We start from the raw sequence: 14,639 nt of genomic DNA, 5'->3' as shown, positions 1-14,639 counted from the left end.
GCAAATTTAGTCTTGCGTAGAAGGTGGGAATTGCGCGTATTTACTGTCGGCGACCATTTTGTAATTTGCATGAGTTGAATTACGACATGGCGGCGGATCAGCCCGGGTTGCGCGGAGCAGCGGTAGGCCCGGCTTCGTGTGTTGTTTACATGCACGTTTTGCAGGTGTTGAACGGAGTAGCGGATAATAATGAAGAATGCGGCTGATCTTCCTTTCCTGAGCGGGCTTCCGGCATCGGCGTGCCTGGTCGATGTGCGCTCGCAACGGACATACGACCGTAATGGGCTTGTTGCCGCCGCCACGTCAAAATCGGCCGAGATCGAGCGGCTGACGACGGGCCGGCCCGGGCCTGTTGTGATCGCGGAGCCTGATGCGGCCGAGATGCTCATAACGCTGTTCGGAGCGTGGGCGGCGGGCCGGTGCGCTGTCCTTGTCAATCCACAACTCAGCGACGAAGAGAAGCAAAACGTCATGGCACATACCTCGGCCTGCGCCTGGCTTGGGCCGGGCGCGGATGGCCTCGAGCAGCCGGAAGGAGCGGATGGTGCTGCAGGTGCGATCGGCATTGACGACCCGGCGCTTATCCTGATGACCTCCGGAACGACGGGCGTGCCGAAGGGCATCGTTCATTCGCTGCGGAGCCTGTCCGCCCGCACAGCGCTGAACGTTGCCCATATCGGTGCTGACTCGCTGCAGCGCAGCCTGTGCGTTCTGCCGATGTTTTTCGGCCACGGCCTGATCGGAAACTGCCTGAGTCCGCTTGCGGCCGGAGGCACGCTTTACCTGTGGTGCAGCCCCGGCATCACCGAGATTGCCTCATTCGGCAAGGTGATGGATGATCATGCCATAAGTTTCTTGAGCTCCGTCCCGTCATTCTGGAAGCTCGCCATGCGCATGTCGGCTTCGCCGGCCAATCCACCGCGGCGCGTTCACATCGGCTCTGCCCCGCTGTCTGCTGAATTTTGGTCGCAGATTGCGCAATGGGTGGGAACGCAAAATGTTTACAATCTTTTCGGAATGACCGAGACCGCGAACTGGATCGGCGGTGGTGTTCTGTCAGAAGCAGCGGGCCGCGACGGATATGTCGGCAGCATATGGGGCGGAAACTACGCGGTCCTGCTCGATGACGGCACGGTTGCGCCCGTCGGTCGTGGTGAGGTGCTGGTGCAGTCGCCAACCATTATGCAGAACTATCTCAACGCGCCGGACAAAACGAGGGAGGCATTTGTCTCCGGCTGGTTCCGGACCGGTGACATCGGAGAGCTGGATGAAGCCGGTCGCGTGACCCTGGTTGGCCGGATCAAGACGGAGATCAACCGCGCCGGTATCAAGATCCAGGCGGAAGAGATCGATATGTTGCTCGAGCGGCACCCGCAGATCGAAGAGGCCTGCGCTTTTGCGATACCGGATCCGGTGAGCGGTGAAGCTGTTGCCGCCGCCATTGTCGCCTCCAACGGAACCGCGGTTGATGTCGACGCGGTCCGTGGCTGGTGCAAGGAACGGGCGCGTTCAGAAGCGGTTCCAGTCGTTCTTTACCTCCTTGAGGAGATTCCGAAAAACGAACGAGGCAAGATCGTCCGCGACAAGGTACGAGAGGCCGCGCAGATGCAGGAAAGTTCGACATGAAGTGGCATCGCCGCCGTATCAAGGTGCTTGATGAGACACTTGAGACCGAGCGTTTCACGCTTCAGTCAACCGATAAATGGCAGGCGCTCAAACTCTACAAGCGGATGAATGACGACGCGGAAATCCTGCTGCAGCTTTCCCATTCTGACAAGAAGGCCGGCTGGCTGCGCATTTTGCGCAAGTATAAGCTGCCGAACCAGCGCTCCCGCTTTATCCATGCGATTGTTCCGAAAGGCACCGCGCAAAGTATCGGCTATCACGAAATCTACCTGGCGTCCTACAAATCCGCCTCCATGGGTGTTGTTATTCTGGACCGGGACTGGTGGGGCAAGGCCGCACCGCTCGAAGTGCGCAAGGCTGTCATGGGGCATTTTGTAAAACACGCAGGCGTTGAGCGTTTCACCGGGTCCGTCGAGGCACGAAACTTCGCCTCACTGCTCAACTACAGGAAACTTGGCTTCAATCACACCGGAACGATGCACCGTTGCAGCTTCGATTCAGTCCGCAACACCACGGTTGACTATCTCCAGTTCGAATTGCTGAAGGATGATTTTCCCTCCTATCTCCCCGAGGCTGCCACATGAATGCCATAGACAATGCACGGCGCATCGTTGCCGAGGCGACGCACACGCCGCTTGATCAACTGCCGGAAGAGGCAGGCGTCGATACGCTGGAAAGCTGGGACAGCATTGCCCATGTCAATATTATTTTGGCTGTAGAGGAAGCTTCGCAAACGCAGCTTACACCCGAAGCGATTGTGAGTATTGTGTCGGTCCGCACTATTGCAGAGATCCTGGACGGGAAAACGGGCAGCAATGATTGAGCCGGGTGGTATCGACATTTCGCATGATTTTGCCGCGGTCTTGTGCTCGCTGGCGGACCCGCAGGCGGAAAACCCGATAGCCGGCGCAATCTTATCCCTGGATGCGGACCGGCTCTTTGCAGCGGTTCGCTATCACGGCATCGAACCGGTCGCATTGCCCAAACTGGCGGCATTGGTGCCCCAGGAGCCGCCCTATACGCAGTTGCTGGTTGACGTTCGTGAAGGTCAGCTCCTCGCCAATGCTCATGCGATGGTGCTTGAAGCGCAGGCCTTGCAGGTCATGACTGCCATAGAGACGGCCGGCCTGCCTGCCCGGATCGTGAAAGGGCAGGTCTTTGCCAAGGGCATCTATGACAGGGTGTCCGACCGGCCGTTCACCGATGTCGATATTCTGGCCGATCCGGCTGCCGCGGCGGCCATTGGAGAGATACTGACGGATTGTGGTTTCGTTCTGCATCAAAAGGAACATTTCGACCGTTCCGAGCGCAACATGGAGCAGAAATGGACACGCACGGATGACCATAATGTGCTGATCGAGCTCCACGGCAACCTGGTTCACTATGCCGGTTTGCGCAGGCGTGTGTCTTTTGGATATGACGAATATGTTCTGGCCGGCGGCAATGGTGATCATCCAGCGGTCGCAAACTTCATGACTGCCGTCATCCATGCGGCCGCCGGTCACAAATTCCATCGCCTGCAACTTCTTGTGGATGTTCTGCAGGCCGGGCGCCGGCTTGATGAGGCCGATATCGATCACCTGCGCTCGGTTCTTGGCAAAATTCCCGCCCGATTGGAGGTTCTTGTCTGTCTTGATCTGGTTTGCGCGCTCTTCAAGGACGAAAAGGCAGCGCACATCCGTGAGAGCCTGTCGGAGGGGAAAGACTATCGCCGGAGCAGAGCCATTGTGACGCCCCAATGCGTGATCGCCACCTTCGACGACACGGGGCACCAGTCCCGCCTGCGCCGCCATGCCTTCCGCTGGGCGCAGCACATCGTCTCACGCAGGCCCTAGAACAGACTTTTTCAGGCGTTCAGCGCCCAAGTTCGGATGTAATCAACGCGGCGGCGTCCTGCGGGCTCCCGTTGATTTCAAGCAGGTAGCAGTCGGCCTGTCCAAGGGCGCTGGAATAGACGTCCATGCGCTGTTCATGGCCGGGAAAAAGCCCGGCGGAACTCAGGCTTATATTATCCTCCATAATGGAGGTAAACGCGTCGACACCGTCCTGTTTGACAAGACGCATGGGGCCGGCCGTGCGTCGTAGGGCAATCACCGCCGAAATCGGCGCCGGCTTATCATCCGCGAGATAACCCTGATCGAAAAGGGTGGGCCGTTCGACCCATTGCTCACCGTTCTCGTCCCAGGCCTGACCGTCAAGCATCTGTGAGAGCCAGGGCAGCATCCCGGCACTTTTGCGGTGGATCTTGATCGCACGCGGAACGCCGCGCACGACGACGCCGCCATCGGCCTCAGGCGACAGGACGCTTGCATCGTCCGTACACAGTTTCCAACCCTCGCCGACCATCGCCAGCGACGTGGTCGTCTTGCCGGTGCCGCTTGGTGCATGAAGAATCACCCGGCCGGTCCCGTCGGGCGTTTCGGCACAGGCGGCGTGCACCATGGCGTGCCCGTTGACCGACAGGACGTGATCGAGCGCAAAGCTCTCGGCGACGCTCAACGTCGCAGCCTGGCAGGCCGGTGCGACGACATAATCGGCCCGGCCGCCCTCGACGTCGAAGCGGGCGACAAGCTCGTCGGGTGTGAAGATACTCCAAGACTGGGCGCAGCCCGCAAAATGAAACGGGCCGTCGCCGGCAATATGGCCGCGAAAGAAAACGGTCTCGCCATCAGGTTCATCCACGTGGTCCTCCCGGGTCACGGACAAACGGTAATCAGGCCCGCCGGCGATAGCGTGCGGCACTTCCCATGGGCCAATCAGGCTTAAAAGAGGGGCAATGAGATCCTGTTTCTTGCAAGAGACCTCAAGACCCACTCCGGCAAGATTGAAATGTCTAAGCTTCAAGGGTCTTAATCCACCTTATGCACATGAATGGGGATCATGTCGTCCATGATATCGTTGACGACCGGGTGACCGTTCAGAACCACCCAGCAATGGGCATTGATCTTGCTGGTTTCGACGCTGCCTGCTTCGATTCCGAAATGCAGTTCCGGTCGGTAGCCGGCCTTTTTCAGGAACCGGTAACCCAAAATCCCCTGTCGAAAGCAGCGCCGCTCGCGCATCAGCCAGGGCCGGCGGGTCACCCGCATCACAGCCCGCGCGATGAAATCGGCATCGAAATCGGCATAGCGCGGCCATGCGCCGCCATCAGCCAGCCGCATGGAGCCGGTCAGGTCGCGGCCGGCAAGCAGCAAAGGCAATAGTCTCGCCGTAAGCCAGATCTCAAGGCGGAAAAGCCGCCGCCGCCAGAATTGCCTTCTTTGCGCCCCAGGCGGGGCTTCAGTGCTCTGCATCGATATGGTCGAGCACTCCTTCTGATTGCAGATATGTGAGCAATTCTTCCAGGTCGCTCAGCAATACTTCGCGTTCAATGTCGAACTCGCCGCATACAGCATCAGCAGTCTCACCAAGGTCGCGATGACCATCCATATGCCGAAGAAAAGCTTCCGCAGTACTGTTGCAGGAATAAATTTGTCCTGTAGCGGTATTCAGAATTACGCCGTTGTCTCCAACAGAACGGAAGGTAGCCTTATCCGACAGTTTAAATCTCGATTGCGGATCAAGTGTCATGTCAAACCCCTCAAGTCAGCGGTTTTTCTATCACCAATTATTTTAATAAACCAATGGTGTTTAAGATTTGCTGTCAAATGATAAAAGAATACTGGAAATTCTATTTAGTGAATGGCAAGGCCTTGGTGCTGGCAGTTGGCTTGCAACAGGATCAGTCGGAAATGTTTACATCGTGGCGGTGGATGCACCTATGACCCACCCAGTTGTCAGCATATCGAGAGGACCGTGTCGTGACGAAGCTTGCCCGTATCATGGTGGCCCCGAATGGTGCTCGCCGCGGCAAAGCGGATCATCCCGCCCTGCCTGTGACGATTGCGGAAACCGTACGGGCAGCGGTTTCGTGTTATGAAGCCGGTGCCGGTGCCATTCACGCCCATGTCCGAGACGCCGAGGGCCGGCACGTATTGGACGCGGGCCTTTACCGGGAACTCATCGGCGAACTGGCCTCGGCGGTGCCGGATATGGCGGTGCAGATCACCACGGAAGCCGTTGGCCGTTACAGCCCCGCAGACCAGCGTGAACTTGTCCGAGACGTCATGCCCGCTCACGTGTCGGTGGCGTTGCGGGAGATGCTGCCCGATGACGGCGAGCGCGTAGCCTCCAGGGATTTTTATCACTGGGCCGCCGACGCCGGTATGAAGGTTCAGCATATCCTCTATGAGGCGGCAGATCTGGCTTCACTCTTCAGCCTGATTGGCGAAGGTGTCATACCGGCAGGGAGCCTCCAGGTGCTTTTTGTGCTGGGTCGCTACACCGAGGGTCAGCAAAGCGAGGTCGCCGATATGGACCCGTTCCTCGCCGAGCTCGGCTTGCGCGACGGGATTGAGGAGGTGGACTGGGCTCTGTGTGCCTTCGGGAGAAATGAGACCGACTGTCTTGTCGAGGCCATCAGGCGAGGCGGCAAGGCGCGCATCGGATTTGAGAACAACCTGCTGAACCGAGATGGACTTGTTGCTACCGACAATGCCGAGCGGGTGAGAGAACTCGTGGCCGCAATCAGGTAAAAGGCACGTTCTAGACGCGCCAGAGCGCCGACCCGCCTGTCATGCCGGCTCCGGCCGCGGAAAACAGCAGCAGCTCGCCGTCTCGCAACGGATCAGCCGCGTGAGACAGCGACAGGGTGAGTGGAATGGTGGCGGCGGAGCTGTTGCCGAACTCTTCGATCGAACAGGCGATCTTGTGTTGCGGAATGTTCAGCGCATGCGCGACTGCATCCAGCATGCGCCGATTGGCCTGATGCGGAACGAACCTGCTGATGTTGCCCGGTGCGGTTCCCGTGCCTTCCAGAACGGTGCGTGCGCTGTCGGTCATCATGCGGACCGCATGGGAAAACACCCGTTTGCCGTCATTGATCTGCATCTTCATGGCGGCGGGCGCAGCGTTGGCTTGATAGGGCAGGCGCGTCCCGCCCATCGGGATACGGATATGATCGTAATCCGCGCCGTTGGAGCAAAGCTCCAGACCTTGCAGACCTGCCATGCCGTTCTTGGCCGGGCAAAGGACAATGGCTCCAGCCGCGTCGGCAAAGAGCACAGCACTTGCCCGCTCGTCCGGATTGATGCGGCGGCTGAGAATGTTGGCGGCAACCACCATCGCCGCTTTGCCGTGAAGCCGCACATGGCTTTGTGCGAATGAGAGCGCATAAAGGAAACCACCGCACGCGCCGGTGATATCAACCGCACCGGGACCGCCAAGGCCGAGCTGGTGGGCAAGCAGCGGCGCCGACGGAGGCAGCAAATGATCCGGCGTGCTGGTTGCCAGGAGCAAAAGGTCGATATCGGCTGCCGCTATGCCGCTGTTCTTCAGCGCCCTGTCTGCGGCCGGCAGGGCGATATCGCTCAAGGCTTCTTCAGGGGCGGCGAAACGGCGATTGCGGATGCCCGAACGCCTGGCGATCCAGCCCTCTTCCAGCCCGAGGCGCGCCTCGATCTCGGAATTGGGAACAATCCGCTCCGGCGCATGGTGCCCCAGTCCGGCAATGAACACGCCGTATGTCACGAACCGAACGTCCGGCCGGCCTCGGCGATGGCGTTATAGACCTCCGCAAGATTGTCGTCGGTCGTGCAATAGGGCGGCATCACATAAAGCGTGTTTCCAAGCGGGCGCAGGAGAAGGTTACGCTCCTGGAAGAAAGCATAGAGTTTCGGCCCGACATCCGACAGATAACCATCGTCACGGACCTTCAGGTCCATCGCGGCAATCGTGCCGCACTGGCGGACGTTGTCAAAACGGTCGTCATCCATCATTTGCGCGATATGACGGTTCTGCATGTCAGCAAGATCGGCGATCCGCTCAATCACCGGCTCCTCCAGCCAGATCTTGAGATTGGCGACCGCAGCGGCGCAGGCGATGGGATTAGCAGTGTAGGAGCTGGAATGAAAAAAGGTCTTCGAGCGGTCCTTTGAATAGTGCGCATCAAAAATCTCGCTGCGGCACAGGGTGACTGCGAGCGGCAGAGAACCGCCGGTAATGCCTTTTGAGTAGCAAGCGATGTCGGGCTCGACACCCGCTTTCTGACAGGCGAACATCGAGCCGGTGCGGCCCCATCCGGTCATCACCTCATCGGCAATGAACAGAACATCATGCGCTTCGCAAACGGCCTTGAGCTGCGCCAGCACTTCCGGCGGGTACATCAGCATTCCGCCCGCTCCAAGCACGAGGGGCTCAACAATGAATGCGGCGACATCCCCGCGCGTGCACACAAGCTCCAGCGCGGCAACCGTCGCGTCGGCGTCGTTTGGGCGGGGAAACGGAACGGAGGTGACATCGAACATCAGCGGCTCATAGGCCGCGTTGAAGACGCCGCGCTCGCCGACGGACATCGTCCCGATCGTGTCGCCGTGATAGCCGTTTTCCATCACAACGATGCGTGTTCTGTCCGCATTGCCGGTGTTTTGCCAGTAGCCGAGGGCCATTTTCAGTGCCACCTCGACGGAAGTCGAGCCGCTGTCGGAGAAGAACACGTGGCTAAGGCTGGCCGGCGTGACGTGCAGCAGCTTCTCCGCCAGCTCTTCGGCGGGCTCGTGGGTGTGGCCCGCAAAGATCACCTGATCCAGCCTGCCGGCCTGCTCGCTGATCGCATCGACGATGCGCGGGTGACAGTGGCCGTGGGTTACGACCCACCAGCTCGATATGCCATCGAATATCCGGCGGCCGTCCTTTGATGTCAGAAAAGCGCCCTCGCTTTGCGCGATAGGGGTCATCTCGGGCATGACCGCATGCTGGGTGAACGGATGCCAGATTGGAAATTGTCGCTTGCTGTTCATTGCCCTGTCCTTTCGGGCGCGGTCACAGTTGAAAATCGTCGAGGTTGAACGCCTCATCAAACGCCGCCTGCAGGCTGGCCGCATTGAGCGGGTCGAGTATCGGCAACCGCCCCAGTTGGCGGATCTTGCCCATTTGGGCAATAGTCCTCTGGGTATCGGTAATCTCGTCCCCGACAAATGCGATGCCGATAATCCGGATGCCTCGCGAACGCATCGCTTCAATGGAAAGGAGCGCGTGATTGATCGCGCCGAGCGCTGTGCGCCCCACCAGCACGACCGGCAGCGACCATCGGGCGATCAGGTCGGCATAAAGCACCTCACGGGTGAGGGGCACAAGAAGCCCGCCGGCGCCTTCGATCACAAGCGGGCCGTCAACCTCAGGCAGCGTCAGCCGGTCTGTGTCGATAAGGACATTGTCTATCTCGGCGGCGCGGTGCGGGGACAAGGGGCTGCCGAGCCGATAGACCTCGGGAATGATCCTGTCGTTTCCTTGCCGGGCGAGATCCTGAACGGTAAGGGTGTCCGTTCCATCATCCAACCCGGCCTGTACCGGCTTCCAGTAGGTCGCATTGAGAGCCTGCACCAGACCGGCTGCAAAAACGGTTTTTCCGACATCCGTATCGGTTCCGGCAACAACGAGACGGGTCATTGATCGAATAACTCCCTTTTTTCGCCCAGCGCTTCGAGCAGGGTCTCCACATCCGCCTGCCGCGCGTTCAGGGTCAAAGAAATGCGAAGCCGCGACGTGCCTTCCGGAACGGTCGGCGGGCGAATGCCACGTATGTCAAAACCGCGATCCTGCATCGCTGTTGCAAGGGACATTGTTTTCTCCGCGTCGCCGATCACAACCGGATGGATTTGAGTGTCCGTTGCCGGCAAACCCAGCGCCGTCAGCCCGTCGCCAAACTGTTTCATCATCCGCTGAAGCCGCTTACGCCGTTCCGGCTCCTGCTCCACGATCAACAGGGCTTCGCGAACAGCGGCAGCCATGAGCGGGGAGGGCGCTGTGGCATAGATGAAAGGTCGGCTGCGGTTAATCATGTAGCCCGCCAGAACCTCAGGAAGGCAGATAAGTGCGCCGCTCGCGCCAAGCGCTTTGCCGCAGGTGTGAAGAACGATGACATTGTCGCGTCCCTCGAAGTCAGCCGCCAGCCCGCGACCGTGCGGCCCGAAGACTCCCGTCGCGTGCGCTTCATCGACAATCAGGAAGCCGTCATTTACGTCGGCCGTCGAGACCAGATCATCAAGCGGCGCCCGGTCGCCATCCATGCTGTAGAGACTTTCGAAGACAAGCCATGGGCGGCCCCGGCCGCCCGATTTTCGCCATGTGCTGATCGCGTCGGCAAAGGATTGGGGATCGTTGTGCCGGGCGATTGCGACTGCGGCCTTCGTGGCGTTTGCGCCGTCTCGGGCACTGGCATGAATAAGCTCGTCCATGACGACGAGATCGTCGCGTTGAGGCAGACAGGCAAGCAGGGCGTAGTTGGCCATGAAACCGCTACCGAAATAGAGCGCTGTCTCGGAGCCGAAATAAACTGCCGCTTCCTGTTCGAGCATCTCGTGTTCGGGGTCGTTGCCGCGCAGCAGCCGCGATCCGCCGGCGCCGGCCGGAACGCCCCGGCTCAGGGCAGCGTTGAGAGCGGCTGCGATCCGTTTATCGCCGGCAAGGCCGAGATAATCGTTGGACGAAAAATCGACACCGCTTCTTGCCGAAAGTCCGCGCAGGCGGCCACGGGTGGCGAGACGGCGCAGAGACGTCCGGTAACGGGTCAGACGGCCGGAGCCATCACTCCGCTGCAACATGGCTGGCGACATCCTGCGGCAGATCGATTTCCTCGGGCTGCAGGCCGAGCTTGCGGAAGAGCACGGCGTCCGCGTCGTCTTCCGGATTATCCGTCGTCAGCAGCGTGTCGCCGCAGAAAATCGAATTGGCGCCGGCCAGAAAACACAGCGCCTGTGTCTCGTCGGACATCTCCGTGCGGCCTGCCGACAGGCGCACATGACTTTTCGGCATCATGATCCGGGCAAGTGCAATGCTGCGGACGAAATCAAGCGGTTCGATGGTTTCGGCCTCCGCCAGCGGCGTGCCTTCAATCGGTATGAGCATATTGATCGGAACGCTCTCTGGCGGCTCCGCAAGATTGGCCAGCGTGACCAGCATGTCGATACGGTCGACGGCTTCTTCTCCCATGCCAAGAATCCCGCCGGAACAGATCTTCATGCCGGCGTCACGTACATTGGCAAGCGTATCCAGCCGGTCGGCATAGGTGCGGGTGGAGATGATTGCGCTGTAATGCCGTTCCGACGTGTCGAGATTGTGGTTGTAATAGTCGAGGCCAGCCTGCTTGAGCTCGGCGGCCTGGTCCGGCGTGAGCATGCCGAGCGTCATGCATGTTTCCATGCCCATTTGCTTGACGCCTTCGATCATGGCGACAACGGCCGGCATGTCGCGCGGCTTGGGGTTGCGCCATGCAGCACCCATGCAATAGCGGGTCGCGCCGGCTTCCTTTGCCCTACGCGCTTCCGACAAAACACGCTCGACTTCGAGCAGTTTGGAGGCTTTGAGGCCGGTCTCGTGATGGGCCGACTGGCTGCAATAGCCGCAATCCTCGGGGCAGCCGCCGGTCTTGATGCTGAGCAACTGGCTTCGCTGCACCCGGTTGGGGTCGAAATACTGGCGATGGACTGTCTGGGCTTTGAATATCAGGTCGTTAAAAGGTAGCGAATAAATCGCGTCGGCTTCTTCGCGCGTCCAGGTTTTTCCGGCCATATCGGTTATGCTGCTCAATCGTTTCTGACAAAGAGCTTTCGTTTAACACCGGTGCCGGTTTGTCGCAATTGCGATTGCGTGGCTAACGCTGCATTCTGGCCTACAGCGACCATACGCGATGCCCTTTGCACCGCGTCGAACCAATTTACTGGCAGACAACCGGCTGGCGTGCCCGATGCGCGCGCATATGTCTGAAAAAGGCGCGGGCGAGCTCTTCGGCGTCATCAATGGCCGGTCCCGGGTCACAATTATGCAGTGTCTCCGGGAGGGCCTCGCCCTTTCGTATCAATGTGATTGCGTCTTCTTCAATGCGCCTGATATCGCCTTCGGTCAGCCAGCCGTGCCAGCCGAGGCTTGTCACTTCGCCATAGGCATGTCCAATGGCGCTGTGGAACATCAAGAGCGCAATTTGCGGAGTCGACCTGGGCAACATGTCAAAATCCTCTTACCTGTCCCCGCAAAGAACCCTCACCCCTTGCTGCAACCTTAAGGACAGGCTGTTATTCACCAACGCAGGCGTAAGAAACGTCTGTCCAGTAAAGTCTGCGTGATACTATCCCTGCAAGACATCGCCGACTGTGGCGAGAACCACACTCAGATAGATTGTATACCACTCGAATTCAATGGCTCTGGGCGACCATCGCCTCGGCTTCGATCTCGACATCGTAGTCACCGACCAGCCGGCTGATTTCGATCAGCGTGTTGGCAGGTCTGATTGCGCCGAAATATCGTCCGTGGACACGCGACGCCGCTTCCCAGTCATCCGCATTGCGCAGATAAATGCGTGTGCGGATAATGTCTTCGGGAGTGCCTCCAAGCGCACGCACCGCACCAACGATCTTGTCCAGGATATAGATCGTCTGGCCACGCACATCGCCCGGGCAGACAACCCGGTTTTCTCCGTGGGTCGCCGTCGTTCCGCTGACAAGGATCCGGTCTCCATGCCGTACGGCCCGGCAATAGCCGGCTACCGGTTCCCATTCGCTGCCGGAAAGCGCCTGAATGCGGCCATTGTTCTCAACGACCTCAAAGGCGGGCGGCAATGTGTCGAGGTGATGACTGAGATCGCCCGAAGCGGTCAGAAAAGGCGGGCGCCGGTATTCATCGCCGCAATCGCCCGGAACGGCGGCCATGGTCTGTGTGACCTCTTCGATTGCCGTGTGGTCCGTGTCATCCAGCGAGAAGCCGAAGACGGCGGCGTTCGAGGCCCGATGCTCGGATTCAGTCAACCGCGCACCGATGATGACGGCGGCCACCGCTGGCTGATCCAGCATCCAGCGTGTCGCGACATTGGAGATCGTAACCCGGTGTTTTTCGGCAATGCTTTTGAGGCAGGCGAGCAGGTTCTGGAAAACCTGCCAGCCGCCAACTGTATCGATGAAACGCTTATATTTCATCTTGCTCCAGTCGGGTACGGAACCCGGCTCTTGCTTGTCCAGCCAGCGTTCGGATATGAAGCCGCCTGCCAGCGTTCCATAAGCCAGCAGCTTGACGTTCCGTTCGAGGCACAAAGCGCTGAGCGGCCCGAGCGCCCGGTGGTCAAGCAGGGAGCAGGAGACCTGGTTGCTTGCGATCTCGTAGCCTTGCTCAAGCAACACATGCAGGTGATCGGTGTCGAAATTGGTCAAGCCGATATGGCCGATCACACCGTCCTGCTTCAGCCGCATCAATTCGTCCATCACGTCCAGATAGCCCGGATAATCGAAGGACCACCAATGCAGTTGCAGGAGGTCGATCGTGTCAACGCCCAACCGCTCCCGGCGCTCATTGATGCCGGCACGCACCGCTGCGGGCGAGGTCTGGTGCGGTTCGGGGCACCATTTTGTAAAGAAGCGGGCATTGGTTGTGCCGTTTGTCGCCATCAGCATGCGCCGTGCTTCGCCGCTGATGAGTTCGGCCGAGCCGTAGTGGTCGGCCATGTCGAATGTGTCAAACCCGTCGTCGGCATAGTCGACCAGGACACGGGCCGCCGGTTCCGGCTCGAGCAGTTTGCCGTCGCGCTCGAGATCGGCGACCTGCCAGAGCCCCGTGATGATGCGGCTCACGCCCAGCCCGGGCGCCAGTTCAATGCGATGCGGCGTTCCGCCCATGATCAACTCCGTCATACGCCCGGCGTTGCCGCCGGGCGCAGGGGTTCAGTTTGAAAGTCCGGCGATGAAGGCATCCACTTCGTCAAGTGTGAAGTACTGCACCTCTTCGGTTCCGCTATCGGTGAACTTCCAGGCGACTGCCGGGGCCGATACGTCGCCATTGGCGTCGAACTTCACCGGTCCGGTGCCGCCCTGGTAGGAGATCGATTTGCCGGCGGCCAGCAACTCTTTGGCTTTCATCAATCCGTCCTTGTTGGGAAAGATCGGCTCCCCTTTCGGGTCAGTCACCTTGCCGATGGAAGCGGCAATGGCGGTCCCGGTGTTTTCCTCAGCCGCCTCCATGGCGAGCATCGCAATCATCGCGGCGTCGAAACTGTTGGGCAGGCCCGGGCCATTCGGCTCGGCGTTGAACTTTTCCTTGTAGAGTTCGACAAAGCCGCGCGCGCTATCCGTGCGTGGTTGCGCACTGTCGTGGCCGACCGTGTCACCAAGATACTGGATGCCAACGCCTTCGCGGAAGTCGTCCGATTTCAACGCATTGGCGACGACCATTTTCTGCGTGCCGCCGAGCGAAATCCATTCGCGTGCGACGAGCGTGCCTTCCGTCGGATAGAGCGCCATATAGATTGCGTCCGGCTGCGCCTTCAGCGCTTCGGTGACTTCAGACCGGTAAGACGACTGGCCATCGGTGATGGCGATGGCAGCAGGCACGGTTATGCCCATGGATTCAAGATCCGCCTTCACCAGATTGCTGATATCCTGGCCCCAGTCGTCATTCTTGTAGAAGACGGCGACATTCTTGTAACCGCGCTCTTTGACGAGAAGGGCCGCAACGGCCGATTGGTTGCGAGTCGTCGCGAAGGTGCGGAACCATAGTCCGTCCGTCTTTCCTTCCTCGGCGATGGCCGTGAAGGCGGTCGAGGATGAGCAGCAGGACATTTGCATGACCTTTGACGGCACCGTCACCGAGGTCAGGATCGGCATGGATACACCCGACGACACCGCGCCGAGCAGAACCGGGACCTTTTCCAGATCGACAAGCGCCTTGGCGGCATCAACACCGACCTTCGGATCGGTCTGTGTATCACGCAGGGTCATTTCAACCTTGCAGCCCTTCACGCCGCCTGCCTCATTGAACAGATCGACGGCGAATTGCGCGGTTGCGGCGATCGGCCTGCCCCAGTCCACGGATGTGGGCAGGACCGCGCCAATGGTTGTCGTGCAGTCCTGAGCCAGTGCAGGCGCCGCCGAGAGCCCGGCGGTCAGTGCAGCGGCTCCGAGAGCTGTTTTGAGTGTAAAGTTCATGGTGTGTCTCCC

At 59.7% G+C, this 14,639-nt stretch carries 16 protein-coding genes; 5 read left to right on the top strand and 11 right to left on the bottom strand.

Annotated elements, in window-relative coordinates; genetic code table 11:
• Window positions 1-189: 189 nt before the first annotated feature.
• Genes OQ273_RS17725 through OQ273_RS17710 form a run of 4 tightly spaced genes read left to right on the top strand, consistent with a single transcriptional unit; the run spans window position 190 to window position 3,461 of the window.
• The gene (locus OQ273_RS17725; protein ID WP_267991964.1) at window positions 190-1,626 is read left to right on the top strand and encodes a class I adenylate-forming enzyme family protein; all 1,437 of its coding nucleotides are present in this window, start codon (window positions 190-192) and stop codon (window positions 1,624-1,626) included.
• On the top strand, window positions 1,623-2,210 hold the full coding sequence (locus OQ273_RS17720) for a GNAT family N-acetyltransferase (RefSeq protein WP_267991962.1): 588 nt from the start codon (window positions 1,623-1,625) through the stop codon (window positions 2,208-2,210). The genes OQ273_RS17725 and OQ273_RS17720 overlap by 4 nt, the downstream gene beginning before the upstream one ends.
• Entirely contained in the window at window positions 2,207-2,449 is a 243-nt protein-coding gene (locus tag OQ273_RS17715) for an acyl carrier protein (RefSeq protein WP_267991960.1), read from the top strand. Before OQ273_RS17720 ends, OQ273_RS17715 begins: the two co-directional genes overlap by 4 nt.
• Window positions 2,442-3,461: a nucleotidyltransferase family protein gene (locus tag OQ273_RS17710; protein ID WP_267991958.1), complete on the top strand. Its 1,020-nt coding sequence runs from the start codon at window positions 2,442-2,444 to the stop codon at window positions 3,459-3,461. Before OQ273_RS17715 ends, OQ273_RS17710 begins: the two co-directional genes overlap by 8 nt.
• A gap of 19 nt (window positions 3,462-3,480) precedes the next feature.
• Here the strand turns inward: OQ273_RS17710 and OQ273_RS17705 are convergent, their stop codons facing one another.
• From OQ273_RS17705 to OQ273_RS17695, 3 genes are read right to left on the bottom strand one after another with little or no spacing between them, the layout of a single operon-like run.
• Window positions 3,481-4,470, bottom strand: coding sequence for a hypothetical protein (locus OQ273_RS17705; RefSeq protein ID WP_267991956.1), 990 nt, complete (start codon window positions 4,468-4,470; stop codon window positions 3,481-3,483).
• A 5-nt stretch (window positions 4,471-4,475) separates the two neighbouring features.
• Window positions 4,476-4,919 carry a lasso peptide biosynthesis B2 protein gene (locus tag OQ273_RS17700; protein WP_267991954.1) on the bottom strand — a complete coding sequence of 148 codons (444 nt, stop codon included), beginning with the start codon at window positions 4,917-4,919 and terminating at the stop codon, window positions 4,476-4,478.
• The gene (locus OQ273_RS17695; RefSeq protein ID WP_267991952.1) at window positions 4,906-5,196 is read right to left on the bottom strand and encodes a PqqD family protein; all 291 of its coding nucleotides are present in this window, start codon (window positions 5,194-5,196) and stop codon (window positions 4,906-4,908) included. The genes OQ273_RS17700 and OQ273_RS17695 overlap by 14 nt, the downstream gene beginning before the upstream one ends.
• A gap of 230 nt (window positions 5,197-5,426) precedes the next feature.
• Between OQ273_RS17695 and OQ273_RS17690 the strand changes: the two genes are divergently transcribed.
• Complete coding sequence (locus tag OQ273_RS17690) at window positions 5,427-6,200, top strand: beta-keto acid cleavage family enzyme (RefSeq protein WP_267991950.1); 774 nt, start codon at window positions 5,427-5,429, stop codon at window positions 6,198-6,200.
• A gap of 10 nt (window positions 6,201-6,210) precedes the next feature.
• Here OQ273_RS17690 and OQ273_RS17685 read toward each other — a convergent pair whose 3' ends face one another.
• The 8 genes from OQ273_RS17685 to OQ273_RS17650 all read right to left on the bottom strand — a co-directional run bounded on the left by OQ273_RS17685 (window position 6,211) and on the right by OQ273_RS17650 (window position 14,627).
• Complete coding sequence (locus OQ273_RS17685; protein ID WP_267991948.1) at window positions 6,211-7,194, bottom strand: beta-ketoacyl-ACP synthase III; 984 nt, start codon at window positions 7,192-7,194, stop codon at window positions 6,211-6,213.
• Window positions 7,191-8,462, bottom strand: coding sequence for an adenosylmethionine--8-amino-7-oxononanoate transaminase (locus OQ273_RS17680; protein WP_267991946.1), 1,272 nt, complete (start codon window positions 8,460-8,462; stop codon window positions 7,191-7,193). Before OQ273_RS17680 ends, OQ273_RS17685 begins: the two co-directional genes overlap by 4 nt.
• 22 nt (window positions 8,463-8,484) lie before the next feature.
• Entirely contained in the window at window positions 8,485-9,111 is a 627-nt protein-coding gene (gene bioD, locus OQ273_RS17675; protein WP_267991944.1) for a dethiobiotin synthase, read from the bottom strand.
• Complete coding sequence (locus OQ273_RS17670) at window positions 9,108-10,265, bottom strand: 8-amino-7-oxononanoate synthase (protein WP_267991942.1); 1,158 nt, start codon at window positions 10,263-10,265, stop codon at window positions 9,108-9,110. Before OQ273_RS17670 ends, bioD begins: the two co-directional genes overlap by 4 nt.
• Entirely contained in the window at window positions 10,249-11,232 is a 984-nt protein-coding gene (bioB, locus tag OQ273_RS17665) for a biotin synthase BioB (protein ID WP_267991940.1), read from the bottom strand. Before bioB ends, OQ273_RS17670 begins: the two co-directional genes overlap by 17 nt.
• Before the next feature lie 145 nt (window positions 11,233-11,377).
• The gene (locus OQ273_RS17660) at window positions 11,378-11,665 is read right to left on the bottom strand and encodes a hypothetical protein (RefSeq protein ID WP_267991938.1); all 288 of its coding nucleotides are present in this window, start codon (window positions 11,663-11,665) and stop codon (window positions 11,378-11,380) included.
• A 187-nt stretch (window positions 11,666-11,852) separates the two neighbouring features.
• Complete coding sequence (locus tag OQ273_RS17655; protein ID WP_267991936.1) at window positions 11,853-13,322, bottom strand: aldo/keto reductase; 1,470 nt, start codon at window positions 13,320-13,322, stop codon at window positions 11,853-11,855.
• Window positions 13,323-13,367: 45 nt separating this feature from the next.
• On the bottom strand, window positions 13,368-14,627 hold the full coding sequence (locus OQ273_RS17650; protein WP_267991934.1) for an ABC transporter substrate-binding protein: 1,260 nt from the start codon (window positions 14,625-14,627) through the stop codon (window positions 13,368-13,370).
• Between the last annotated feature and the right edge of the window lie 12 nt (window positions 14,628-14,639).

It is taken from the genome of Hoeflea prorocentri (assembly GCF_027944115.1).
Lineage (GTDB): Bacteria > Pseudomonadota > Alphaproteobacteria > Rhizobiales > Rhizobiaceae > Hoeflea_A > Hoeflea_A prorocentri.
Note: the sequence above shows the minus strand (reverse complement) of the source record. Positions and strands in the feature narration are given on the sequence as shown.